Raw genomic sequence first — 25792 nt, 5'->3', positions numbered from 1 at the left:
GGAACACCCTCCATGAACATCACACGCAACAAAAAGCAAACGATCGCCATCGCTTCCATCGCCGCCGCCGGCATCGTGCTGGCCGTTCTCATCCTTGGCACGGGCAAGTCCAAGACCCCGCCGCCCGCCGCCGCCAAGGCGGAAGCACATGTGGAAAAGAAAGACGAACACGGTCACGAAGAAGTGGAAGGCAAGCTGGAATTGACGGCGGCGCAAAGCCGCGCAGCCGGCGTCGTCATCGCCACGGCCGCGCCCGGCCGCATCAAGACGACAGTGGCCCTGCCCGGCGAAATCCGCTTCAATGAAGACCGCACGGCCCACGTCGTGCCGCGCCTGGCCGGGGTGGTGGAAGCCGTGCACGCCGACCTGGGCCAGCTGGTCAAGAAGGGGCAAGTGCTGGCCGTCATCGCCAGCACGGAACTGTCGGAACAGCGCAGCGCACTGCTGTCGGCGCAGCGGCGGCTGTCGCTGGCCCGTTCCACGTATGAGCGCGAAGAAAAACTGTGGCGCGAGAAGATTTCGGCCGAACAGGATTATCTGCAGGCGCAGCAAGCGTGGCGCGAAGCGGAAATCGCCGTGCAGAACGCCCAGCAAAAGCTCAGCGCGCTGGGTGCCAATGGTTCCGGGACCGGAGCCAGCAAGGGCCCGCTGAACCGCTACGACATCCGCGCGCCGTTCGACGGCATGGTGCTGGAAAAACACATCACCCTGGGCGAAGCCGTCAAGGAAGATGCGAACATCTTCGTCATTTCCGACCTGTCGACCGTGTGGGCGGAAATCGCCGTGCCCGCGAAAGACCTGGCCACCGTGCGCATGGGAGGCAAGGCGGAGGTGAAAGCGTCCGCGTTTGATGCCAGTGCGCAAGGCACGATCACCTACGTGGGCGCGCTGCTGGGCGAGCAGACGCGCACGGCCAAGGCACGCATCAGCTTGCTGAACCCGGACATGGCGTGGCGCCCGGGCCTGTTCGTCACGGTGGAAGTCGTGTCCGGCGAAGCGGACGCGCCCGTCACCGTGCAGAGCACGGCCATCCAGACGGTGGAAGACAAGCCCGTCGTCTTCGTGCAGGTGAAAGATGGCTACCAGGCCACGCCCGTGGTGCTGGGCCGCAGCGATGGCAGCTTGACGCACATCAAGCAGGGCCTGGCCGCCGGCACGCCGTACGCGGCGCAAGGCAGTTTCGTCCTGAAGTCCGAGCTGGGCAAGGACTCCGCCGGTCACGAACACTGATCACGTCAAGGCTAAGGAAACCATCATGTTTGAACGCTTGATCCGCTTTGCCATCGACCAGCGCTGGCTGGTGATGCTGGCCGTGGCCGCCATGGCTGGCCTGGGCATCTACAGCTATCAAAAGCTGCCCATCGACGCTGTGCCCGACATCACCAATGTGCAGGTGCAAATCAATACCCAGTCCGCCGGCTATTCGCCGCTGGAAACCGAGCAGCGCGTCACCTTCCCCATCGAGACGGCCATGGCCGGCTTGCCCAACCTGGAGCAGACGCGCTCGCTGTCGCGCTACGGCCTGTCGCAAGTGACCGTGATCTTCAAGGATGGCACGGACATCTATTTTGCGCGCCAGATGATCAACGAGCGCTTGCAGGAAGCGAAGGAAAGCTTGCCAGCAGGCATCACACCGAAGATGGGTCCCGTTTCCACGGGCCTCGGCGAAATCTACCTGTGGACGGTGGAAACGCAGGACGGCGCGAAAAAACCCGATGGCACGCCGTACACGCCGACGGACTTGCGCGAAATCCAGGACTGGATCATCAAGCCGCAGTTGCGCAATGTCACGGGCGTGACGGAAATCAATGCCATCGGCGGCTACGCCAAGCAATACCAAGTGGCGCCCTACCCGGAAAAACTGGCCGCCTACGGCATCAGCCTGCAAGACGTGGTGACGGCGCTCGAGCGCAACAACAGCAACGTGGGCGCCGGCTACATCGAACGGCAGGGCGAGCAACTGCTGATACGCGCGCCGGGCCAGGTGGCGTCCAAGGACGACCTCGGCAACATCGTCGTCGCCAATGTGCAGGGCGTGGCCATCCGCATCCGCGACGTGGCCGACGTGGTGCTGGGGCGCGAGCTGCGCACGGGCGCGGCCACGGAAAACGGCCGTGAAGTGGTGCTGGGCACGGTATTCATGCTGATCGGCCAGAACAGCCGCGCCGTGTCGCAAGCCGTCGACAAGAAGATGCTGGAAATCAACCGCAGCCTGCCGAAAGGCGTGCACGCCGTCACCGTGTATGACCGCACGGTGCTCGTCGACAAGGCCATCAATACGGTGAAGAAAAACCTGCTGGAAGGCGCCGTGCTGGTGATCGCGATTTTGTTCCTGTTCCTCGGCAATATCCGCGCGGCAATCATCACGGCCATGGTGATTCCGCTGGCCATGCTGTTCACGTTTACGGGCATGGTGCAATACCATGTGAGCGCCAATCTGATGAGCCTGGGCGCGCTGGACTTCGGCATCATCATCGATGGCGCCGTGGTCATCGTGGAAAACTGCGTGCGCCGCCTGGCCCATGCGCAGCAGAAACTGGGACGGCCGTTGACCTTGCAGGAACGTTTTCACGAAGTGTTTGCGGCATCGCAAGAGGCGCGCCGGCCCTTGCTGTATGGTCAGCTGATCATCATGGTCGTGTACCTGCCCATCTTCGCGTTGACGGGCGTGGAAGGCCGCATGTTTACGCCGATGGCCCTGACGGTCGTCATCGCCCTGCTGGGCGCCATGCTGCTGTCAATCACCTTCATCCCGGCCGCCGTGGCGCTGTTTATCGGCGACAAGGTGGCGGAGAAGGAAAACGCCATCATGCGCGCCGCCAAGCGCTGGTATGCGCCGCTGCTGAGCAAGGTGATGCGCAACACGCCCGTCGTGCTGACGGGCGCGGCCGTGGCCGTGGTGCTGTCGGGCCTGCTGGCCACGCGCATGGGCAGCGAATTCGTGCCCAGCCTGAACGAGGGCGACATCGCCATCCAGGCCCTGCGCATCCCCGGCACCAGCCTGACGCAATCGCTGGCCATGCAGCAACAGCTGGAAAACAAGCTGATGAGCAACCACAAGGAAATCGCGCGCGTATTCGCCCGCACGGGAACGGCCGAGATCGCTTCCGACCCCATGCCGCCGAATATTTCCGACGGCTACATCATGCTCAAGCCCCGCGACCAGTGGCCGGAACCGAAGAAATCGCGCGGGCAATTGCTGGCGGAAATCGAAGCGACGGCCAGCAGCTTGCCCGGCAACAATTACGAGTTTTCGCAACCGATCCAGCTGCGCTTCAATGAACTGATTTCCGGCGTGCGCAGCGACGTAGCCGTGAAACTGTTCGGCGACGACATGCTTGTCCTCGACGGCACCGCGGCGAAGATCGCTGGCGTGCTGGGCAAGATTGCGGGCGCCACGGAAGTGAAAGTCGAGCAGACGACGGGGCTGCCCATGCTGACGGTGCAGATCGACCGCGAGCAGACGGCCCGCTATGGCCTCAACATTGCCGACGTGCAAGCGGCGATTGCCACGGCCATCGGCGGGCAGGAAGCGGGCACCCTGTTCCAGGGCGACCGCCGCTTCGACATCGTCGTGCGTCTGCCCGACAGCCTGCGCAGCGACCTGGAGCAACTGAAACGCTTGCCCATCGCCCTGCCCCTGGGCGCGGCGGCGGAAGGCCGCGCGCGCTTCATCCCGCTCGGTGAAGTGGCCAGCCTGCAGGTGGCGCCGGGGCCGAACCAGATCAGCCGCGAAGACGGCAAGCGCCGCATCGTCATCAGCGCCAACGTGCGCGGCCGCGACATCGGCTCGTTCGTGGCCGACGCCACGCAGCAGCTGCAAGCGCAGGTGGCCATTCCCGCCGGCTACTGGACCAGCTGGGGCGGCCAGTTCGAGCAATTGCAGTCGGCCACGAAACGCCTGGAGCTCGTGGTGCCGGTGGCGCTGGCCCTCGTCTTCGTCTTGCTGTTCGCCATGTTCGGCAACGTGAAGGATGGCTTGCTCGTGTTCAGCGGCATCCCGTTCGCCTTGACGGGCGGCATCGTCGCCCTGTGGCTGCGCGACATTCCCATGTCGATCTCGGCGGCTGTGGGTTTCATCGCCCTGTCCGGCGTGGCCGTGCTGAACGGCCTGGTGATGATCGCCTACATCCGCCAGCTGCGCGAACAGGGCATGCCCTTGCAGGAAGCGATACGCGTAGGGGCCATCACGCGCCTGCGGCCCGTCTTGATGACGGCGCTGGTGGCCTCGCTGGGCTTCGTGCCGATGGCCATTGCCACGGGCACGGGGGCTGAAGTGCAGCGTCCGCTGGCCACCGTGGTGATCGGCGGCATCCTGTCGTCGACAGCCTTGACCCTGCTGGTGCTGCCGCTCTTGTACCGGCTGGCGTACCGCAAGGAAGACGAGGTGGAAATGCACACCGCGCCCGAAGGCGCGGCGGTGTAGTCCTGGAACCAGGCGTAGCAAAATCGTAGCGAGCGGCTTCGAGGCTCGGCGCCCCCTTGTGGCTGAGAAGCGCAGCTGTACTCAAGTACAGCGAGCATCGGAGGCCGCAAAGCGTGCCGCGCAGTAGATTTTGCTAGCCTGGGCGGCGGTAGCCGCCTTCGATCCAATTCGTGGCAGATGTCGCATTGAACTTGAACGCGGCCGAGGTGCGCACCTTGGCGATCTGTTCGCCGTCGGCGTCGTAGGCGCTCAGTTCCGCGTACGGGTGGTCTTCGTCGGGGACGATGTCGAACATCACCTTGATCTGCCCCTCGTCGGTGGCGACGAACAGGTTCTTGTGCAATTGCGCATGCAGCTGCTGCTCGTGGCGGCGCAGCACTTCCGAGGCCGTCTTGACCAGCGTGTTGAACGCGTTGACGTCGAGCGGCTTCGGGTTTTTCTTGTCGCGGCCCATGGTCCACGGGCCCACCAGCGCTGGCTCCGGTTCGCCATCCTTGATCATGGCGACGGCCCAGCCTTCATCTTCCTCGTTCTTGATCACGCGCGCCGTCCAGCCATTGCCTACCCACAGGCGCGGCTCCTGGATCGGGGCGTCATTGTCCTGCTCGGCTGCTTCGTCGGAAAAATCAGGGAAATCGGTACTCATGGCGGTGCTCGTGATGGAAGGTCGGGGCTAGCATGATAGTCGAAAACGCCCACCCGTGCCGCCTTGCCGCAAGGTAAGGCGCGGCCCGCCATAGTCGATTCCGGCAAGAAGACAAGTTATCAATGTAGTGGATTTACTCTAGCAATCACGCTTTGATATTTCTCAAGTAAACCTATTATTATTTTGCAATCTGAATTGTGTTTTTTATATTTAAATGTTGCATGTAGTAATGCTTGGCCTTAAGAAACTCCTGTCTCATGCGACGTCCCTCGTCCTCGCACGCCGCACTGCCTCGCCACGCCAGGCACTTTCGTCGTTCCTGATAAAAATAGTTGTGCACACCTATACATTCGAGGGATTCAACATGAAAATCTTGTCTACTCTGGCCTGCGCCACGCTCGCCGTCGCCGCAGGCAGTGCCAGCGCAATTCCCACCTTCACTACCGGCGGTACGGTACTGGCAGGCGAGGGGCTGGTCACGTCGGTCGCGGGCGCCACCACCATCGATTTCAATGATGGCCTGCTACCCGGCAATTACACGGGTAACGTCTTTACCAGCGATCACCCGAGCTACGCCGCGCAGCCACCGAACGATCTGACGGCCTTCTATTCCGTCGGCGTGACGAATGGCCAGATCACCCCTGGCGTCGCTACCTTCGGTGGCGGGCTGAGCTATTTTGGTTTCTACATGGGCTCGCCAGATGCGTATAACAGCGTCGTCTTCACCATGGGTGATCAAAGCACGGTCACCTTGACGGGATCGCAAATCGCCACCTTGGGCAGTGTCAGCTCCAATGGCGATCAATCGGTCGGCCTGTATGTGAACGCGTGGGCGGGCGAAGGGGCAAAATTTACCTCGGTCGCCTTCCACTCGACAGGCCAGGATGCCTTTGAAAGCGACAACCACGCCTTCATCTGCGCCGTGCCCGAACCGGAAACCTATGCCATGCTGCTGGCCGGCCTGGGCTTGCTGGGCTTCATGCTGCGCCGCAAACAATCCTGATTCCAGGCATGCACCAGCAAAAGCCCGCGCTGCGGGCTTTTGTCATTACCAGGCTGCTCGTTTCTTTCGACGACCAGGCATCAGCACATGGACATGGCAGGCCGGTTGGGCCAGGTCAGCGGCGGACCGGGCGGTACCCAGCGCGGGTCGATGGCCGGCAGCGGCGCATGGTAATTGAAGGGATTGATGATGATCGGCGGTATCGCCGATGGCGCGCCGACGGGCTCGGCGCAGGACTGCGTGGCGCTACGCTGGCGCATGGTGCGATGATCAGGGGGGGATAGCGATTGATCCCCGGTATCTGCAAACAAAAGCATGTTGCCCTCCTTGCGAGACTGAGGTATTCAGTATAGGACGGCTTGCGCGCATTACAAGAAAAGAAATCTTGTTCCAGATCAGTGTTTTTCTGCCCCCCAGCGCCTTCCATACCGTGAAAATGACAGCCTGTCGCACGCCGCTGGCGGCAAGCCGGGCGCATCCCTACAGTGTGAGCATGCAACACCCCATCACCCACACACCGAGGCTTATCATGAAAAAATTGCTCACCTTCGTCCTCATCGTCATGCTCGCCTGCCTGTTCCTCGACAAGATCAGCGGCAGTGGCAGCGACATGCACATGCAGTTCAACGGCGACGATGTCGACGGTCCCCTGGAGTGGCTGTTCGGCCTGGTGTTTGCCGGCGGCGGCTTGCTGATCGCCGCCACCGCGGTGGTGTGCGCCGCCGTCATCACGGGAGTGGTCCTGGCCGGCGTGGGCGTGGTGCTGATCGCGGTGGTGGCGCTCTGCGTGGTGCTGGCGCTGGCCTTGAGCACGCCCGTGCTGCTGCCGCTGCTGATTCCCGTCGCCATCGTCTGGCTGATCGTCAGCCGCAACCGCAAGCAGGCGCAAGCGCGTCAGCACAGCCTGTAATCACTGCGCCATGAACTTGCTGAGCACGCCGTCGCCGCCACCGTCGTTCTGTTCGATGCGGTTGCGCCCGCCCCGCTTGGCCCGGTACAGCGCCTCGTCGGCGCGCGCCAGCACGGCGTCGCAATCGGCATCGGTACCGGCCATGGCGGCCATGCCGATGCTCACCGTGATGGTGATCACAATGCCGCCATCGATGGTCAGCGAACTTTCCGCCACGCGCCGGCGCAACCGTTCGGCGAACACGGCGGCGGCGCTCAGATCCGTGCCAGGCAGCAAGATGGCGAATTCTTCGCCGCCCACGCGGCCCGGCACGTCGACCTTGCGCAGCGCCTGGCACATCAGCGCGCCCAAGTGGCGCAGCACGGCATCGCCCACCGCGTGGCCATACTCGTCGTTGACGCGCTTGAAGTGATCGATGTCGAGCATCAGCACGCTGGCGCAGCTGGCTAGCTCGCGCTGCAGCCGCGCATGCTCGTTTTCCAGCGCCGCCATGAAGTGGCGCCGGTTCGGCAAGCCGGTCAAAAAATCCGTGGTGGCCAGTTGCAGCAGTTCCGCGTTCATGCGCTTGCGCTCGGTGATATCGAGCGAAGACACCATGACGAAATCGAGGCTGTCCGCATGGCCCGGCATCACCAGCAAGCTCAATTCATTTTGCCGCGCCGCACCATCGAGACGCACGAAGCTGCTCTCGCACTCGTACAGGTGGGCGCCGCCAGCCAGCGCCAGCAGCGCATCGCCAAAGCGCGGCAAGGCGCTGTCGTCGAAATTCTGCGCCAGGCCCAGCGCGCCGCGGCGCTGGTCGTCCTCGTTGGCGCGCACCTGCGCCAGCGCGGCGCCGTTCGCATCGATGATGCGCACCAGCCCCGCCAGCCGCTGCAGCGCGTCCGGATGGGCCTGGAAATGGGCGCCCAGGTCGCGCACGCCCGCTTCCTCGAGAACATCGAGCGCGGCGCGCACGGCCGACCAGTCCTGTTCCCACAGGGCCACGGGCGCATGGTCGTACAGGCTGCGGAAACGCGCTTCGCCGGCGCGCAGGGCCAGCGCCACTTGCGCCTGCTCAATGGCCATGCCGGCCAGGTGCGCCGCCTCGCTCAGCCGCGCCAGGTGCGCCGCGCCCGGCAAGGTGGGCTGGCGGTGATACGCCATCAGCACACCGAGCAGCTTGCCCGAGCCGCCACGCACGGGTTCGGCCCAGCACGATTGCAGCTGGGCCCGCCACGCCAGTTCCATCGTCTCTTGCGCATCGGCAACGGCGTGCAAGTCGCCCACGATCACGCGCAGGTCATCGCGCAAGGCTTGCGCGGCGATGCCATGCACGCCCTGCAGGGTGTCGAGGTCATGGCCATGGCTGGCCAGGTTGAAGAACGCGGGCAAGCCCGGCGCCGCGCCCAGCACCAGGCGGTGGCGGCTTTCATCGAGCAGCAAGATGCTGCACAGCATGGCAGGATGGTCCGCTTGCACGCTCAGCACCACGCTTTCCAGCACCCGTTCCAGCGGCGCGCCCGTGGCCAGCATTTCCAGCACTTGCCGCCGCGTATGCTCGCGCCGTTCCATCTGGCTGCGCTCGCTGATATCGCGAAACGTCCACAAGCGCGCCTGTTCATTGCCCAGTTGCATGCTGCGCACATATTGCTCGACCACCCGCCCATCGCGCAGGTGCAGCACGTCGCGCCGCTCGCGGTGGCCGTGCGGCGCATGGACGCGTGCTCCGAGGAAAGGCGCCGCCTGCTCCAGCTGGCTTTCCACATGGCGCACCAGCGCCGCGCCGTCGGCTTGCCAGTCGAGCGCATCGGGCACTTGCCACAGGTCGCGGAAGCGCCGGTTCGACGTGAAGATGCGGCCATCGATGTTGTCGACCAGAATGCCGTCGATGGTCGAATCGAGGATGCTGCGCAGCATGGCCTGGCTGCGCTGCGCCGCCTCGGCCATCGCCAGCACGCTCGCCTGCCCCTGCTCCAGCTGGCCCGTCAGTTCGCTCGAACGCGCCAGCGCCACCTGAGCGCGGGCGCGGCCCGCCGCCAGCAGCCAGGCGGTCAGCGCCAGCACGGTGCTGGCCAGCAAGCCGGTCAAGGCCACCAGGCGGGGCCGCGCCAGCAGTTCGCCATCGAAACCGGGCATGGCGCGCACGCGCAAGGTCCAGGCATGGCCGGCGATGGTGATCGTTTCCTGCGCCACCAGGCTGTCCGAGGCGGCAGACGACAAGGCGCCAGGCAAGCTGTCATACATCAGGGCCGCCTCGGCCAGTTGCGCACCATCATAGATTTCCAGGTCCAGCTGGCGCGCGCTCTCGCCGCCCACGCCAGCCATCAGGTCGCCCATGCGAAATGGCGCAAAGACCCAGGCGCGCAAGGCGGCGCGCCGCTGCTCCACGCTGCCGTGCAGCAAGCTATTCTCATACACGGGCAGCACGATGAGAAAACCATGCGCCTGGGCGCTGCCGCCATCCTGCACCAGGTGGATCTTGCCCGTCATGGCGGCTTGCCCCGTGTCGCGCGCCTGTTCGAGCGCGGCGCGGCGCACGGGTTCGGAGCCGATATCGTAGCCGAAGGCCAGCAGGTTGCTCTCGCTCAAGGGTTCCAGATAGGTGATCGGCGCATGCCAGGCGCGCTGGCCGTGCGGACGCACGGCATAGCCGGGATAGCCTTCCGCGCGCACGCTCGCTTCATGCCGCGCCAGGGCGGCGCCGGACAACAGCGGCAGGTAGCCGATGCCATGGATGCCGGGAAAGTGGCGGTCCACCTGCTGCACCGCCAGATAGGCGTGGAATTCGCGGCGCGTGACTTCCTGCGAACTGGCATACAGTCCCTGCACCCCGTGCAGCACCTGGATATAGGTCTGCATGCGGCCGGCGATGTTGTTGACCAGTTCGTGCACGCGGAAATCGAAATCGGCCCGCACCTGCTGTTCGCTGGCATCGTGGGCATTGCGCCAGGCGCCATACGTCAACCCCAGGCACAGCGCCAGCACCAGCGCGGCCAGCACGCGCGGTCCCATCCAGTGCGACACTGGCCCAGCAAACCACGACGTAGACGCGCGTGTAGGCATGACAGGATGACAAGCAGAACGGATATCAAACCGCTTCACGGCCAGCGACGTGGCTGGCGGCGGGCTGCAGGACTACCATCGGTAGTCGATGAGAATGATAGTACGTTACAGCGGGCGGCCTTGCAATGCTGAATATTGTATTAAAAAAATCACATATTTCGCCAATGCAATGATGTGTACTCCAAGAAAATTCGATGCCGTGAAAACAATCCACCACTCGCTGATATGATCGCCCCGCAATCCATCACCTGGGAGTCGCGTTTGCAACAGGATAGCTGGCAAGGAACACTCTGGCTGGCGCCGGACTTCGCCATCTTGCATGGCGCGGCGGGCGCCACGGCCAGCCACGCCCATTATGCGCACCAGTTGATGCTGAGCACCGGGGCGCCTTTCACGGCCGAGCTCGACGGCATCGTCCACACGGCGCGGCACTTGCTGGTCGATAGCCTGCGTCCGCACGCCATCCTGGCCGCCCCGGCGCCCATGCTGACCATCTATGCGGAGCCGCAGCGCCTGGGCGGCCCGGCCCTGCTGGCAGCGGCCGGCAGCGCAGGCATGCCCAGCCTAGACAGTCTGGCCGCCGCGCTGCAGGCGCAGCCGCGCGAACACTTGCCCGATCCCCGCTTGCGGCGCGCGCTGGACAAGGTCGATGCGTTGTTGTCAGGCAAGGTCAGCGCAGCCGCCGTGGCCGAGGCGGCGCATTTGTCGCTGAGCCAGCTGGAACGCCTGTTCAGCGCCCAGCTGGGCTTGCCCGTGCGGCGGCTGGTGCTGTGGCGCCGCCTGCGCCTGGCCATCCGTTTCATCTTGCTCGGCAGCACCCTGACGGAAGCGGCCCACGGCGCCGGCTTTGCCGATGCCGCGCATTTTTCGCGCACCATGCGCAGCCTGTTCGGTGTGCGCGCCGACCGCAGCTTGCGCCAGCTCAACGTCAAGCTGCTCGATTGAGGGGCGCGCGCAAGCCTTCCGGCAACTCGGGTGCACGCACGCCCTCTTCCGCGCGGAACGGTTCCAGCAGTTGCGCCCCGTACGCGGCCGGGTAATCGGGACGGCTGCCGATGCCCAGGTCCTCGCCCCGCATGCGGTAGCCGGGCGCGTCGAAACGCGTGCCCAGCAAGCGGTCCCAGCAGGTAAAGAACAGGCCGAAATTCACGTCGCCCGCCGTGCCGTATTTCATGTGGTGAAAACGGTGCAGGGGCGCCCAGGCAAACACGTGGCGCAATGGCCCCATGCGCATGTCGACATTCGCGTGCTGCAGCAGCAACTGGATCGCCACGGCAAACGCCAGCACGCCCATGACACGCTCCGGTATGCCCAGCAGCAACAAGGGCAGCATGCCGCCCGCCGCTTCCAGCAGCAGGTGCAGCGGGTGTTTCATCCAGCCGTTAAAACCGTACAGGCGCGTCACGCTGTGGTGCACGGCATGCAGTTTCCACAGAAAATAATAGCGGTGGCTCAGGTAATGCACGAGCGTGATGCCGCAATCGGCGATGAGGATGGCCAGCAGCAGCTGCGCCCAGAACGGCAACTGGCCGGGCCAGAACGGACCCAGCGCCAGGTGCCCGGCCAGCAGGGGGAAGATGGCCAGTCCCAGCAGGTACAGCGCTTCATTGACGAGCGCGTGCGCAATGTCGCGTCCGCCGTCGCCATGCTCGTGGTTCCACGCGCCGTCATACGGCAGGTAACGCTCGGCCAGAAAGGATGTGAGCAGGGCCAGCAGCAACAGCGGCGGCAAGACCCGGAGAGAGAATTGGCACAGCGCCACCAGCACGGTGGCGGCGCCGATGAAGCCGGCCCAGAAGACTGGGCCGTACAGCGCGGCAAAGAGGGATTTCATGGCAAGACGCTCCTGTGGCAAAAACCACAGCATGGCCTTGTCCCCCGCCCCGCCGCTTGAAGAAACGGCGCAAACTGCTTATTTGGCGGCCGGCTTCGCAGCCTTGCGCGCCGCGTATTGCTGGTAGCCATTCGCGCGCAGGGCGCAGGCGGGGCAGGTGCCGCAGCCATAGCCCCAGTCGTGCAATTCGCCCCGCTCACCCAGGTAGCACGTATGCGTGCCGCTGCGGATCAGGTCGACCAGCGGCTGGCCGCCCAGGTCTTCCGCCAGGTCCCAGCTTTGCGCCTTGTCCAGCCACATCAGCGGCGTTTCCAGCTTCAGGCGCGTGTCCATGCCCAGGTTCAGGGCCACTTGCAGGGCCTTCATCGTGTCGTCGCGGCAATCCGGATAGCCGGAGAAATCCGTCTCGCACATGCCGCCGACCAGCACCGTCAAGCCGCGGCGGTAGGCCACGGTGGCGGCCACCGTCATGAACAGCAAGTTGCGTCCAGGAACAAAAGTGTTCGGCAAGCCGTTTTCCTGCATGACGATCTCGACGTTCTGCGTCATGGCCGTATCGGAAATGGCGGAAATCAGGGACAGGTCGATCATGTGATCCTGGCCCAGGCGGCTATCCCACTCGGGCGATTGCCGGCGCATCTGTTCCAGCACGCCGGGACGCACGGTCAGTTCGATCGCATGGCGCTGTCCATAGTCAAAGCCGATAGTTTCCACGCGGCTATAGTGTTTCAAGGCCCAGGCCAGGCAGGTGGTGGAATCTTGTCCACCGCTAAAGAGCACCAGTGCGGAGTCCGTTGCTAGCATAATTTCTTTCTTTGAGTTTTATTCTGTCCAATAGTGCGCGGGGAAACGAGATTCCCCATGCAAAAAATACTTATTCGTCCGCCATCAGTTTACCTATTCCGGTAACATGCAGTCAGCATTTACTCATCTGGAGCACCATGTTTTCTGCACGACCCATACGGCATACGGCTGCCGGCAAGGCGATACGACCACGAATTTTGGCACAAGTAGTGACAAAAGCAATGGGTCAACTGACACTGGCGGCCGCCGGCAGTGTCATCTTGCTGTTCCCCATCGCCCAGGCCGCCGCGCAGGAGGGGGCGCAACAGAGCGCGCAAGATGCGCCCGCTGACAACGCCGCCACGGAAGCGGCGCCCGCCCCGCTGCAGTACGAGGTCAAGGTCAATGCACCGGGCGACCTCGATGAGTTGCTTGAAAAAAACCTGGACCTGGAACGCTTCCGCGGCAACCCGCGCATGGACCGCGAGCAATTGCAGCGCCTCGTCCGTGATACGCCCGAGCAAGCCAGGAACCTCGTCGCCACGGCCGGCTACTATACGCCCGTCGTCACGGTGCGCGTCGATACGAGCGGCGCCAAGCCCGTCGTCATCGTCGACGTCGATCCGGGCCAGGCGGTCACCATCGACAAGGTCGAACTGGAATTGCGCGGCTTCGATCCCACGCCGCCGCTGGCCGCCAGCGAGCCCTACGATACGGAAGCCCTGAAGCGCAGCTGGTCCCTGAAGACGGGCAGCGTGTTTCGCCAGGCCGACTGGGAATCGGCCAAGCGCGCCCTGCTGCGCGAAGTGGTGCAGACGCGCTACCCGCGCGCCCAGCTGGTCGACACGCAAGCCGTGGTCGACCCGGAAACGCACAAGGTCTCGCTGCTGGTGGTGCTCGACAGCGGCCCCGAGCTGCGCTTCGGCGAGCTGCGCATCGAAGGCTTGAAACGCTACGATCCCAGCATCATCCGCAACCTCGACAAGATACGCCCGGGCGAGTACTACAGCGAATCGGCGCTGCAATCGTTGCAGGCGCGCCTGCAGGACACGGGCTACTTTGCCAGCGTGGAAGTGAGTGCCGACATGAGCAGCATCCTCAGCGAGCAGATCGAGGCCGGCCAGGAAAGCCAGCAAGCCGAGGCCGAAGGTGGCAGCGCCGCCGCCGAAGCCAAGCCCGTCAACCGCGGCCCCGCGCCGCTGCTGCCGCTGGTGGTGCGCGTCACGGAAAACAAGCAGCAGAACGTCAGCGCCGGTCTCGGTTTCAGTACGAACACGGGCAATCGCGCCCAGCTCAACTATGACAACCTTAACGTGTGGGGCACGCGCTTCAAGAGCGCGATCACCATGGAAACGAAGAAACAGGCGGCGCACGCCAATTTTTACTTTCCAACGACCGAGCGCGGCTACAACGACAGCGCGGGCGCCTCGTTCGAGCGCAGCGACATTTCCAACGAAATCACGGCCGTCACGACCATCTCGGCCAAGCGCAACTGGGGCGGTACCAACCTCGAGCGCAGCCTGACGTTCGAGTTCCTCAGCGAGGACAAGACCGTCGTGGGCCTGGAACAGACGCGCAGCAAGAGCTTGCCGCTGACCTATGCCATCACCAAGCGCAGCCTCGACAGCCTGCTATTCCCCACCAAGGGCTATGTCATCAACGCCCAGGTGGGCGGCGCCCTGCTGCCCGTGCTGACGGACGAGCGCTTCGTGCGCGTGGCCGGCAAGGCCGTGTATTACCGTCCGCTCGGTGAAAAAGGCGAGCTGATCGTGCGCGGCGAAATGGGCGCGCTGGGCTCGAAGGAAAAACGCGGCGTGCCGGCCGTCTACCTGTTCCGCGCGGGCGGTGACCAGTCCGTGCGCGGCTATGGCTACCAAGAACTGGGCGTGAAGGAAGGCGACGCCACCATCGGCGGGCGCTACATGCTCACCGGCAGCGCCGAATACCAGTACTGGTTCAAGCCGAAGTGGGCCATTGCCGCCTTCTATGACGCCGGCAACGCGGCCGATACCGTGAAGGCGGCCATGACGCCGAAATCGGGCTACGGCCTGGGCGGGCGCTACAAGAGCCCCGTCGGCCCCATCAATGTCGACGTGGCGTATGGCCACGCCGTCCATGCTTACCGTTTGCACTTCTCTCTGGGATTCACTTTCTGATGTCCGATATTACTACCGAGTCCCCCAACGGCGCCGCGCCGCCACCGCCGGCGAAAAAGGCCCGCCGCTGGCCCCGCTATGTGGCGATCGCCGTCGCCAGCCTGGCCGTGCTGCTGGGCGCCGCCTTCTGGTTCCTGGGCCGCGAATCGACCCTGCAAATGCTGGTGCAAAAAGTGGCCAGCGCCAGCGGCGGCGAAATCGCCGTGTCGGGCGTATCCGGCTCGCTGTACAACCGCATGCACCTGGGCCACGTCAGCTACCGCAGCAAGACGCAGCACATTACGGCCGAGAATATCGACATCAACTGGTCGCCGTTCCAGTTCTTCTCGGAAGGCATCGCGATCAGCGAACTGCATGTGGCCAGCCTGTCCGTGGAAAGCACGGCGCCCTCCGAGGAACCGTCGACGATGCCCGCCAGCCTGGCTTCGCCGTTCAAGATCGGCATTGCCGACGCGCGCCTGGACAAGGTGACCCTGGTGAGTCCGGGCGGCAACACGGTGTTTGAAAAGATCCATTTCACCTTGTCGGGCGACAAGACGCAATGGCAGCTGGAAGACGCCTCGGCGCTCACGCCCTTCGGCCAGGCCACGGCCAGCGCAACGATTGCCGCCACGCAACCGTTCAAGCTGTCTGGCAAAGCCGGCTTGACGCAGATCAACCCCGCCGCCGGCGAAAAACCGGCCGCCCTGGCCCTGCAACTGGGCGGCGACCTGAATGTGCTGAACGTGACGGCCAAGGGCAGCGCGGGCGCGGCCACGGCCGACGCCCAATTGGCGCTGGCGCCGTTCGACCCCGTCATCATCCTGCGCTCGGCCAGCATCAAAGGCCGCAACATCAATCCGGGCAAGTTTGACGCGACCTTGCCGCAGGCGGACCTGAGCCTGGAACTCGACGCCGCCATCGATACGCGCCCAAGCGCGCAAACCGTCTCGGGCAAGCTGGCCATCCTCAACCACGCGACACCGGGCCCCATCGACCAGCAAAAGCTGCCGCTGCGCCAGTTCGAGGCGAGATTAGGCGGTACCCTGACGGCCACCACCCTGGAGTCGGCCCTCATCGATTTCGGCACCGCAGGCAAATTCACGGGCAGCGGCAAGCTGAACCGCGACGCGGCCGATGCCCCCATCGGCAATGCGCAGCTGACCTTGCACACAGACAAGATCGACTTGCAGCACATTTACAGCAGCATCAACAGCACGAAGATCGTCGGCGATATCGTGCTCGACAGCGACGGCAAGACGCAAACCCTGCGCGCAAAACTGGGCGAAGCCAAGCTGCGCCTGGACGTGGAAGCCACCCTGGCCGATTCCCTCGTGCAATTGCGCAAGGCCACTTTACAAGCGGGCAAAAGCAGCGTCAACGCGACGGGCCAGATCAGCCTGAAGGATGAGCAACCGTTCAAGGCCGTGGCCAGCACCAGCCGCCTGAACCCCGCCGACTTCGGCGCCTTCCCCGTGGCCGACCTGAACCTCGACGTGCGCGCCAACGGCCACGTGGCACCGCAATGGCTGGCGAATGCGGACTTCACCGTGCGCCCCAGCAAGCTGCTCGACCAGGCCCTGTCCGGCAAGGGCAAGCTGACGGCCGATGCGGCCCATTTCAGCGGCATCGACGTGCAATTGGCGCTGGGCAAGAACAACGTGACGGCCAAGGGCAACTTTGGCGGCGCCGGCGAAAAACTCAACTGGAATGTCGATGCGCGGCAACTGTCCGCCCTGAAGTCCGACTTGCTGGGCAGCGTGCTGGCCAGCGGCGTGGTGCAAGGCACCATGCAGCAGCCGCGCACGACGTTTGTTGCCGATGCGAAAGGGCTTGGCTTGACCAGCGGCAAGCGTCCCGCGCCGGACAGCGCCATCCATGCCAGCGGCGACGTGGGCTTGACGGGGCCGAAGCAGGCAGCGGAACTGAAAGTGACGGGTTCCTTGCAAAAGATCAACCCGGCCGCGTTTGGTGCTGCACTGCCCAACGGCAACGTCAACGCGGATTTCAACGGCAGCGGCCGCCTGAGCGGCGACTGGCAAGTGGCCCTCAACCTGGCCCTGCGCGAATCGACCTTGCAAAATGCCCCGCTGGCCGGCTACGCCAAGCTGTCGGCCAATGCGAAACGGATCGACAGCGTGGATACGGAACTGCGCCTGGGGCCGAACAGCCTGCTGGCCAAGGGCGCGCTGGGCGGCGCCACGGACAAGCTGACGTGGAAACTTGATGCGCCGCAACTGTCGACCCTGGGGCCCCGCTTTGCCGGCGTGCTGCAAGCGTCCGGTTCCGTCAGCGGCAAGATGGACGCGCCGGCCGCGCAGCTGACGCTCGATGGCCGCGATCTGACCTTCTTTGGCGACCAGCAATTGAAATCCATCAAGGGCAGCGCCAGCGTGGGCGCCGGCCAGGGCGCGCTCGACCCCATGGTCAGCAGCCTGGACATCACGGGCTACAGCACGCCCACCTTCAAGCTGGGCAGCGCCCACCTGGCCACGACGGGCACGCGCGGCAGCCATACCGTGAGCCTGGCGGCGCGCAACGACGATTTCGATGCCACCGTGCAAATCCGCGGCAGCCAGAGCGGCGCCAGCTGGACGGGCACGATCGACAGCCTGCAAAACAAGGGCCGCTATGCGCTCGTGCTGCAAGCGCCCGTGCCCGTGAAAGTGGCGGGCCCTGCCGGCAGCGGCGTGGCGGGCCTGGGCCAGCCGGAGCAGATCAGCGTGGGCAACACCGCCATCAAATTGCCTGCGGGCAGCATCACCATGCAAAGCCTGGTCAAGAACGGTCCCCGCTGGACCAGTTCCGGCCAAGCGGCGGGCGTGGCGCTGACGTATCTGGCGCAAGTGATTCCCTCGCTGCAAGCCAATGCGCGCAGCGACCTGACCTTGGGCACGCAATGGTCGCTCGACATGCAGGTGCCGACGGCGCAGCAGAAAGATCCCTCCCTGGCGGGCATGCTGCACATCTACCGCGAAAAAGGCGACGTAACGGTGGGCGTGGAGCAGCCGCTGGCGCTGGGTTTGCGCACCCTCGACGCCCGCGTGGATGTTGCCAACCAGCAGCTGCGCCTGGCCGTGAAACTCGATGGCGCACGCGCGGGGCAGAGCGATATCAATGCCACCGTGCAAATGCTGGGCGGACGCATCAGCAACGACAGCGCCCTCTCCCTGACGGGCACGACCAGCATCGATTCGCTGGCCTGGCTGGCGCCGCTGACGGGCCAGCCGGGCCTGGAACTGGGCGGCGCCTTGAAAGTGGCCCTGTCCGGTAGCGGCACCATCGGCGCGCCGCTATTGAATGGCGACATCAACGGCAGCAAGCTGCTGGTGAACTGGGCCGACCAGGGCTTGAAATTGCGCAATGGCGTGCTGCAAGCCAAGCTGGCCGGCGATCAATTGCAATTGCAGCGCCTGAGCTTTGACGGCGGCGATGGCAAGGTGCAGGCAGATGGCTGGGTACGCTTTGCGAATGGCGAAGCGAGCCTGGAACTGAAATTGATGGCCGACCGCCTGCAGGCGCTGTCGCGCCCCGACCGCACCTTGATCCTGTCGGGCAACAGCACCCTGGTGCGCAACGACAAGCGCTTCAGCTTCGAGGGCAAGTTCAAGGCCAACCGCGCGCTAATCGAACTGGCGCCGCAGGATACACCCACGCAAAGCAGCGACGTGGTGGTGCTGGGCAAGGAAGTCAAGGGCAGCAAGGAAGCGCCGTCGCTGCCGCTGAATATCGACCTGGAATTTGACCTGGGCAATGCCTTCCACTTGCGCGGCATGGGCATCGATGCGGACCTGGCGGGCAATGTGCGCGCCAGGGTCATCAACCGCGCCGCGCCGCGCGTGACGGGCAGCATCAAGGTTGTCACAGGTCAATACGCCGCCTACGGACAAAAGCTGTCGATCGAACGGGGCTTGATCGCCTTCACGGGCGCCTACGACAACCCATCGCTGAACATCCTGGCCGTGCGCAAGCGTCCCGAAGGCGAAGCCTTGTCGGAAACGAATGTGGAAGCGGGCGTGGAAGTGCGCGGCACGGCGCAGGCGCCGACGGCCAAGCTGGTGTCTACCCCGAGCGTGTCGGACAGCGACAAGCTGGCCTGGCTGATCCTGGGCCACGGCGCGGAAACGGCGGCCGGCGATGAAATGGCCCTCTTGACGACGGCAGCAGGCGCCCTCTTCGGCGGCTCCGGCGGCGGCTTGCAGGGCAAGCTGGCCAATTCGCTGGGACTCGACGAAGTGGGCCTGTCGCAGGCGCAAGGGCTGGAAAGCACGGTCGTCACCGTCGGCAAGCGCCTGTCCTCGCGCGCCTACCTGACGTTCGAGCAAGGCACGAGCACGGCAACGAGCCTGGTCAAGCTGCGTTACAAGCTGAACCGCCGCATCACCCTGCAATTCCAGACGGGCACGAACAATGCCCTGGACGTGTTGTACACGTGGGCGTTCGACTAATCAGACGTTGAAATGCAGAAACAACAAAGGGCGCCTCGGCGCCCTTTTCTTTGATCTGCCGCAAAGGCAAACTTACTCGGCCACGTCGAGGCCCCGCTCGATCATGCCTTCGACGTACGCGCGCAAATATTGTTCCAGCGCAGGGCCGGACAGCACGTTGGCCGTCAGCGCGCCATGGGGCGAGCCTTTCAGCACGCCGTCGTGATACACGCGCGCAATCCAGGCCACGTCCGTGCCCTGGGTGTAATCGAGTTCATAGTCGAACGATTCTCCGCTGACTTTGCGTGTGTAGACTTCCTTGACAATTGCCATCTAAAACAGCCTTTCTTGACGAGATTAACTGGGATGCGGGTGCGGCACGGGATCGTCCTGCGGCACCGGGTGCACGGGCCCCGGATGGTGCCCGGGCGCTTCTTGCGGCTCCGGCGCCGGCATGGGTTCATCGACGGGCGCCGGGTCGGGCGCGCGGTGGGCATGGATGACGGACATGGCTGGCCTCCCGGCGGACAAAAGAAGACCATACCACGAGATGCCCGCCGCCTGTCCATGTTTGCCTGCCGGCTTGACGTCCGCGGCCGGCGGCACGGCGTGACAAGGCATAGTGCTTGCATGCCATGTAAATGTCAACATGCAACTTTTACCGTTTGACAAGCATCGCCGCCCGTCCCCATCTGGCTTACAATCGCTGTTTTACCCGTACCCGATTGCATACATGGAAACCACCACCCTCGCCCTGCTGTTACTGGTCCCGCTGCTGGTCTGGCGCATTTATTCGCGCCTGAAGAAACTGGTGGCGCGCCAGAAGTCGCAGCTGTGGCGGCACTGGACGGTGGCAATCGCCTTCCCCGCGCTGCTGCTGTTCCTGGCGACGACGACGAAGTTCGACGTCCTGCCCCTGTCCAGCCTGGGCGCGGCCGCGCTGGCCGGCGGCTGGCTGGGGGTGCTGGGCTTGAAGCTGACGCGCTTCGAACAGGTCGGCAAGGACTTTTTCTTTACCCAGCACCGCTACCTGGGCCTGGCCATCACGATGCTGTTCATCGCCCGCCTGCTGTACCGTGGCATGGAAATCTACCTGAACTCGCGCCTCGACGTGCCCGTGCCGCCGCCACCGTTCGGCCAGAGCGCGCTGACGATGGCCGCCTACGGCCTCGTTATCGGCTACTACGCCGTGTATGCGTGGGGCCTGGTGCGCTGGCGCCAGCGCAACCAACCGCTGCAGGCGCCCGAATAAGTCATCCCGTCAGTAGTACTGGCACAGGCCTTCGCAGGTCGTCACCGACAGTGCCTGGCGTATCGTCGCCAGCGCCGGCGCCAGGGCGGGATCGAGGTCCTTGTCCGCATCAGCCAGGCTGCCCAGCAAACGCTCGCGCAACGGCGGCGCCATCAGCGCGACGTTCGGCGTTGCGTACTGCGCCGCAGCTTCCAGCATGCGCTTCTTTTGCGCCACGGTCCAGAACGGCACTTGCACGAACTGCACCACGCCGACATACAGGGTGGTCGAGCCCTTGCTGAAGGCGCGCGCCCGCATGCGCTCCGTACCGCTCACTACCTGCAGTGGCTGGCTACTGAATTCCTGCTCCATCAAGCCAATCAAGTGCGCATGGCAATGCATGCCAAAGGCAAAAAAAGTACTCATTTCATCGCCATAATTGGCCAGGTTCTCCGTTACCTGGTCATTGCGCGCCTGCTGCAATTCGACGCCGGACAGCGGCAGCGGCCGCTCGCTGCCAAACGTGTAATACGCCTTGCCGATGTTGGTTGCCCGCTCGCACAGGGCCACGCTCGGGTTGATGTCCTGCAACGCCGCGACGGGCGCCCGGAACAGGCCCGGCGCATCGGTAATCCGGGCAATCAACGCTGCCACTTCAGGGTCGCCGAGGCGCGGCAAGCCGCTTTGCAGCGTGGCCTTGGCCATCAGCGCTTCCAGGCGCGCGCTGGCTTGCTGGAAATCGGTATAGCTGTCGGCCCAGGCGGCGGGCGCCACGAGGACGGAGGAAAGGCAGAACAGGCGGCCGAGGCGGCGCAACGGCATGGAAATCGACAGGGACATGGGATCAGGAAAACACTATTGGAAAATTGGCAATTATAGGCAATCTGTATCCACAGTGCATTTAATTGTGTTTTAAATCACATTTTACCTAGGCGATGATGGTGACGCGCGGCCAGCGCGCCGCATAATCCTTGCTGGCCAGGCGCTGCGCATAGCCGTCCAGGCTGATGCGCGCCGGGTTGCGCCGCACCACCATATCGAACAGGTCGTCGAGGCCATGCGGCGCGATGATGCCGATCCCGCCGTCAGGCTGCAGCGAGATGCCAACCGAGGTGGCAAACTCGGGCCAGGTGGCGATGGCGTCGTCGAGCGACAGCAGGGGCGGCACAGCGTAGCCGAACGCGTCTTCGAACCACAGGTGCACCCGCGCCTGGTTGCAAACCTCCCACGGCACGCCGGGCAGCACGGTTTCCAGGCGCTGGCGCAGCTGCGTTTCGCTTTCCGGATGCATATCGCAGGCATCGAAATACGCCACGTCGACGTCGCTCAAGGCAGACGCTTGCGCGTAACCATGCAAGGCATCCCACACGAGGTTGCGCACGGCGCCGGCGCCGATGCAGCAGTGTGGCAAGCCCAGCTGCGCCACAGCGTGCAGGACTTGCATGCACCACGGCGTGGCGCCGGCGATGGCGCGCAAGCGCGCCGCCAGTGCTTCCTGCCTGCTCATGCAGCTAGGGGCGGATCTGCGGCGCCACGCCGTCGTGGCTAACCGTGCCTTCGACATTGCCGAAGTACACATCCAGGTCTTGCTTCGGATGGAAGTTGCGCAACTTGACTTGCAAGGTGGTGGGATTGATTTTGGTAAACGTGCCGGGGAAACACAGGCTGACCAGCTCGTCCGACTTGCCCTTGATCAAGTTCAAGGTAAAGTCTTCGATGCCATTCTTCCAGGTATTGCCGGTGGTCAAAATGTACGACACCCACACGGCATTGACGAAGCCGCTTTCGCCCTGCTGGGCCGCCAGGCGGTTCCACGTCTTGTAGAAGGCCTTGTCGCCGCAGTATTTCTTTTCAAATGTATTGCCATCGCCCAGGTAGGACGCGCCCGGACCGGCCGCAACGAACGGCGCATATTGATGGCGCACGCGCACGACTTTGCCGGCAGGGAATTTCTGCTGCCACAGGTAGATGACTTTCACGGTCCAGGCCGGCACCCATTCCTCATCGTACAGCTGGGCCAGCAAGCCTTCGCGGATCATGATCTTGCTTTGCGCGGCCGTCAGCGGCGCCACTTTCTTGTCGAACGGCGTGTGCGAGGGGAAATACGCAATTTGCGCATCGGACAAGCCCAGCTGGCGCAAGCGGGCCGTCACGTCTTCGGCGTCGAGCTTGGCGACGAAGGTGGTTTTATAGTCCTTGCGCTTGCCATCCACGTCGACGGTAAACTGCTGCGGCTGGCCATAATACGTGGGCGAGCCGTGGTAGCCGGAAGAGTATTCGGGCAGCGGGAAGAAGATCGTTTCTTCCACATCCGTTTTCGACTCATTGAGGAACTCGTACTCGACCTTGATCAATTCCGCGCTCACGCTGAGCACTTCCTTTTTCATGGCCACGGCATCGGTCTTGCCGAACAGGATGCCGCCCGCGCTCACGGACCCGATGCCGTCGTTGGCCACGACCGGCGCCGAACACGCCAGCGCCAGCGCGGCAGATGCCAGCAAGGTGCGCACCAGCATCACGCCACCTTGCCCGAGACGGGATCGACCCGGCGCTGCAGCACGAAAATCGGTTGCGCCCATTGGGTATCCTTTTTCTTCTTGCTCGTGATCAAGGTCAGTTCCGATGGATCGTAGACATCCGTGTTGTGCGTCAACGGCGTCGTCATCAGGTATTGCGCTTCCGTGTTCTTCAGGAATTCGCCGACCAGTTGAATGTTGCGGATATCGAGGTGGGCAAACGGTTCGTCGATGAAGACGAAGCCGCCGGAACCGTCTTCCGATTTCAGCAAGCCGATCAAGAGCACCAGCGATTTCATCACTTGCTGGCCGCCCGACGCTTCGCCATCGTTCATGCCGATGACGCCCTTGCCGTCGAACTTGAAGCGCACGTGCAAGCCCGCCTGCGACAGCTGCACGTCGTCGTTTTCCAGGCGCACGGGGTCGGCATGCACTTCGATGCCGGCCAGCTCGCCCAGCTCCTTGATATTCTTGCTGTAGGTCTTGATGGTGTAGCGCAAGCGTTCCATGTAGGCGCCGCGTGCATTGCCCGTCGCTTCGATGGCGCGGTTGTTCTGGTAGCGGCGCTCGTCCGTTTCCGACTGGCGGCCATGCAACTGGTCCGACAGGCGGTGGTGCTGGTCGATGACGGTGGCGTCGAGTTCCCAGTCGTCGCGCGCCAGGCTGTTTTGCAGGCTGGCCACGCGCAAGTCGACCTGGTGTGCATTCTGGTGCTCGGCCACAAGGGCCGCGCGGCGTGCGGGACGGCGCCAGCTTTTCGGCAAGTGGCGCCACGCATGGCGCAGGGCCAGCAAGGCGCGCGCATGCTCGGCGCGCTGTTCAATTTGTTTCTTGTAGCCCAGGCGCGAGCCCGCTTCCGCCTCGGACAGGGCCAGGCGCGCGTTTTGCCACACGGTATCGGCACGCGTGCGCGCCACGGTGGCGTTCTTCGTCAGGTTTTGCAGCTCGCCCAGGCGGCCGCCCACTTCCAGGCGCTCTTCCTTCAGCGGCTTCGAGTTGCGCAGCGCTTCGGCGAACTCTTCCTGGCGGGCACTGAGTTCCTTGGCCGCGTCGACGCCGGCGATGCGCGCTTTCAAGGCGCCCACTTCGGCCGCCAGCTTCGAAATCGCCAGGGTCAAGGTGTCTTCCTGCCCTTCCAGGCCCGGCAGGGAGCGCAGCAGCGCTTCCAGGCGGCCGCTGCGGCCAGCCTGGCCGAAACGGTAGCGCGACGCTTCCACGAACAGCGAACGCCCACCCCGGCGTTCGCGGTGGTACGCCTCGGGCGTGATCCACTCTTCGTGGTTGCCCAGCTTGAAACCTGCTTCGACGGAATCGACGCGTGCAATGCGCGACAGCTGCTCGATCAGCCAGCTGGGCACGGGCGCAGAAAATTTCACCACCGCCAGCAAGCTCTCGTCTTTCGCCACCGGCGCCGTGACCAGGTCGGGCACGATGAAGTGGCGATAGCGTTCCTTCTCGGCCAAACGGTAGGCGGCCGCCGCATCCTTGGCCTTGTCCAGCAGCACCACCGAAGCGTAACCGCCCAGCACGCCTTCGACGGCGCCCTGCCAGCGGCTGTCCGTCACTTCGACGATATCGGACAGCATCGCGTGACTGATCCCGGCGTCGCGCAGCGCGCGGCGCATGCAGCGCACATTGTCCGGCTCCGGCATGGCCGTCTTGCCTTGCAGCGCGGCAATCGTCGCCTGCTCGGCCGCGATACGGGCCGACAGGGCGTCGCGCTGCTGGCGCTGGCGCAGCAATTCCGCTTCCTTCTGTTCCAGCTGGGCCGCCACTTCGGCGATGTCGCTGCCCGAGTCCGCCGCCAGCTTGTGCAAACGGTCTTTCTGCTCCAGCAGGCTGTCCAGCGGTTTGAGCTTGCTATTGATCAAGGACAAACGACTCTGCAAGCCGATCGATTCCTGTTCCAGCAAGGTTTCGTTCATTTGCGCGTCGGACAGGGCCTTCGCCTGCGATGCCAGCGCATTGCGTTTATCGGTCAGCTGCTGGTCCGCCTGCGCCATCGGTTTGCGCGCATCGCGCAATTGCCGGCTGGCCGCGGCCGCTTTTTCGCGCGCCTCGTGGTACTGCAGGCTGGGCAGCACTTCTTCCAGCAGGTTGCGGCGCTCTTTATGCAGCCCTTCCCACTGGTGGTAATTGGCCACGCGCAGGCGCAAGCCTTCCAGGTTGGTCTTCGACGCTTCCAGTTCCGTCTCGAAACGTTTCAGTTCCACTTCCGTGTCGCGCTGGTGGCGCTTGGCTTCGTCGTAGGCGTCCAGCACTTCCTTGTCGCCAAACACCTGGAACACGAGGTCGAGCAGCTGGCGCGGCGCGTATTCGCACAATTTGTCCGTCTCGCCCTGCTCCAGCGCCAGCACTTTCGACATGGCAGGCGACAGGCCCGCATTGGCCAGGCGCTTGCGGTAGTTTTCCACACCGAGCCAGTCGTTGGCATCCGTGATGTCCTCGATCTGCACATTGCCCGGACGCATCAGATACTGGCGCTTCCAGTCGCCGCCATTCTTCTGGATCTGGCAAAACAGGGTCACTTCATCGTCACTGAAGAAGCCGGAACTGCGGAACGGGCGGTTCGACAGTTGCTTGCCCACGTTCTTGTTGTCGACCACGGCGCGCAGCCAGGCCGTCTGCTGGCCCGAGTGGCGCGCATAGTGTTTATACGTGCGCCCCATCGAGCAATCGAGGCCGAACAGGGTGCGCAAGGCGTCGAGCAAGGTGGTCTTGCCCGAGCCGTTCTGCCCCGCGATGGTGATGATCTTCGCGTCGAGCGGAATATTCTTGATGCGCTGCCAGTAATCCCAGTGCACCAGTTCAAGTGATTTGATATGAAACATGGGCG

At 64.1% G+C, this 25792-nt stretch carries 19 protein-coding genes; 8 read left to right on the top strand and 11 right to left on the bottom strand.

Annotation, left to right across the window (positions count from 1 at the left end; translation table 11 throughout):
* Positions 1-12 precede the first annotated feature (12 nt).
* Positions 13-1230 (top strand): efflux RND transporter periplasmic adaptor subunit, encoded by a 1218-nt coding sequence (locus O3301_RS14385; protein WP_305056689.1) that lies wholly within the window; start codon positions 13-15, stop codon positions 1228-1230.
* Positions 1231-1255: 25 nt separating this feature from the next.
* Positions 1256-4426: an efflux RND transporter permease subunit gene (locus O3301_RS14380; protein ID WP_305056688.1), complete on the top strand. Its 3171-nt coding sequence runs from the start codon at positions 1256-1258 to the stop codon at positions 4424-4426.
* Between the two features lie 133 nt (positions 4427-4559).
* On the opposite strand, the gene O3301_RS14375 is transcribed toward O3301_RS14380, so the two are convergent.
* A complete protein-coding gene (locus O3301_RS14375; protein ID WP_305056687.1) occupies positions 4560-5072 on the bottom strand; it encodes a hypothetical protein in 513 nt (170 codons plus the stop codon).
* A 364-nt stretch (positions 5073-5436) separates the two neighbouring features.
* On the opposite strand from O3301_RS14375, the gene O3301_RS14370 reads away from it, so the two are divergent.
* On the top strand, positions 5437-6075 hold the full coding sequence (locus O3301_RS14370; protein ID WP_305053915.1) for a PEP-CTERM sorting domain-containing protein: 639 nt from the start codon (positions 5437-5439) through the stop codon (positions 6073-6075).
* Between the two features lie 80 nt (positions 6076-6155).
* On the opposite strand, the gene O3301_RS14365 is transcribed toward O3301_RS14370, so the two are convergent.
* Entirely contained in the window at positions 6156-6392 is a 237-nt protein-coding gene (locus O3301_RS14365; protein WP_143451398.1) for a hypothetical protein, read from the bottom strand.
* Between the two features lie 212 nt (positions 6393-6604).
* Between O3301_RS14365 and O3301_RS14360 the strand changes: the two genes are divergently transcribed.
* Positions 6605-6985, top strand: a complete 381-nt coding sequence (locus O3301_RS14360; protein ID WP_305053914.1) for a hypothetical protein — start codon at positions 6605-6607, stop codon at positions 6983-6985.
* On the opposite strand, the gene O3301_RS14355 is transcribed toward O3301_RS14360, so the two are convergent.
* Positions 6986-9991, bottom strand: coding sequence for a CHASE domain-containing protein (locus tag O3301_RS14355; RefSeq protein ID WP_305056686.1), 3006 nt, complete (start codon positions 9989-9991; stop codon positions 6986-6988).
* 264 nt (positions 9992-10255) lie between these two features.
* Here O3301_RS14355 and O3301_RS14350 point away from each other — a divergent pair, with 264 nt between their 5' ends.
* Positions 10256-10975, top strand: a complete 720-nt coding sequence (locus tag O3301_RS14350; protein WP_289912300.1) for an AraC family transcriptional regulator — start codon at positions 10256-10258, stop codon at positions 10973-10975.
* Here the strand turns inward: O3301_RS14350 and O3301_RS14345 are convergent.
* Both O3301_RS14345 and queC read right to left on the bottom strand, forming a co-directional pair.
* Entirely contained in the window at positions 10959-11864 is a 906-nt protein-coding gene (locus O3301_RS14345) for a sterol desaturase family protein (protein WP_305056685.1), read from the bottom strand. The two genes, O3301_RS14350 and O3301_RS14345, sit on opposite strands and share 17 nt — an antisense overlap.
* A 78-nt stretch (positions 11865-11942) precedes the next feature.
* Positions 11943-12668 (bottom strand): 7-cyano-7-deazaguanine synthase QueC, encoded by a 726-nt coding sequence (gene queC, locus O3301_RS14340; protein ID WP_099665632.1) that lies wholly within the window; start codon positions 12666-12668, stop codon positions 11943-11945.
* Between the two features lie 221 nt (positions 12669-12889).
* Here queC and O3301_RS14335 point away from each other — a divergent pair, with 221 nt between their 5' ends.
* A complete protein-coding gene (locus O3301_RS14335; protein ID WP_305056684.1) occupies positions 12890-14803 on the top strand; it encodes an autotransporter assembly complex family protein in 1914 nt (637 codons plus the stop codon).
* Entirely contained in the window at positions 14803-19230 is a 4428-nt protein-coding gene (locus tag O3301_RS14330) for a translocation/assembly module TamB domain-containing protein (protein ID WP_305056683.1), read from the top strand. The genes O3301_RS14335 and O3301_RS14330 overlap by 1 nt, the downstream gene beginning before the upstream one ends.
* Before the next feature lie 72 nt (positions 19231-19302).
* On the opposite strand, the gene O3301_RS14325 is transcribed toward O3301_RS14330, so the two are convergent.
* Together O3301_RS14325 and O3301_RS14320 are read right to left on the bottom strand one after the other, a co-directional pair.
* Positions 19303-19542, bottom strand: a complete 240-nt coding sequence (locus tag O3301_RS14325; RefSeq protein ID WP_099378551.1) for a hypothetical protein — start codon at positions 19540-19542, stop codon at positions 19303-19305.
* 24 nt (positions 19543-19566) lie between these two features.
* Complete coding sequence (locus tag O3301_RS14320; RefSeq protein ID WP_168208500.1) at positions 19567-19719, bottom strand: hypothetical protein; 153 nt, start codon at positions 19717-19719, stop codon at positions 19567-19569.
* Between the two features lie 223 nt (positions 19720-19942).
* On the opposite strand from O3301_RS14320, the gene O3301_RS14315 reads away from it, so the two are divergent.
* Positions 19943-20461, top strand: a complete 519-nt coding sequence (locus tag O3301_RS14315; RefSeq protein ID WP_251349301.1) for a hypothetical protein — start codon at positions 19943-19945, stop codon at positions 20459-20461.
* Between the two features lie 9 nt (positions 20462-20470).
* Here the strand turns inward: O3301_RS14315 and O3301_RS14310 are convergent, their stop codons facing one another.
* The 4 genes from O3301_RS14310 to O3301_RS14295 form a co-directional block, all read right to left on the bottom strand.
* Entirely contained in the window at positions 20471-21280 is an 810-nt protein-coding gene (locus tag O3301_RS14310) for a hypothetical protein (protein WP_305056682.1), read from the bottom strand.
* An 88-nt stretch (positions 21281-21368) separates the two neighbouring features.
* Positions 21369-21947, bottom strand: coding sequence for a nucleotidyltransferase family protein (locus O3301_RS14305; RefSeq protein WP_305056681.1), 579 nt, complete (start codon positions 21945-21947; stop codon positions 21369-21371).
* A 4-nt stretch (positions 21948-21951) separates the two neighbouring features.
* Positions 21952-22956 (bottom strand): DUF4424 family protein, encoded by a 1005-nt coding sequence (locus O3301_RS14300; RefSeq protein WP_305056680.1) that lies wholly within the window; start codon positions 22954-22956, stop codon positions 21952-21954.
* Entirely contained in the window at positions 22956-25787 is a 2832-nt protein-coding gene (locus tag O3301_RS14295; RefSeq protein ID WP_305056679.1) for an ATP-binding protein, read from the bottom strand. Before O3301_RS14295 ends, O3301_RS14300 begins: the two co-directional genes overlap by 1 nt.
* Positions 25788-25792 lie beyond the last annotated feature (5 nt).

Origin of the sequence: Janthinobacterium sp. SUN211 (assembly GCF_030587315.1) — a bacterium.
In the GTDB taxonomy this organism is placed as follows: domain Bacteria; phylum Pseudomonadota; class Gammaproteobacteria; order Burkholderiales; family Burkholderiaceae_D; genus Janthinobacterium; species Janthinobacterium kumbetense.
This window is presented reverse-complemented; position numbering and strand designations above follow the sequence as displayed.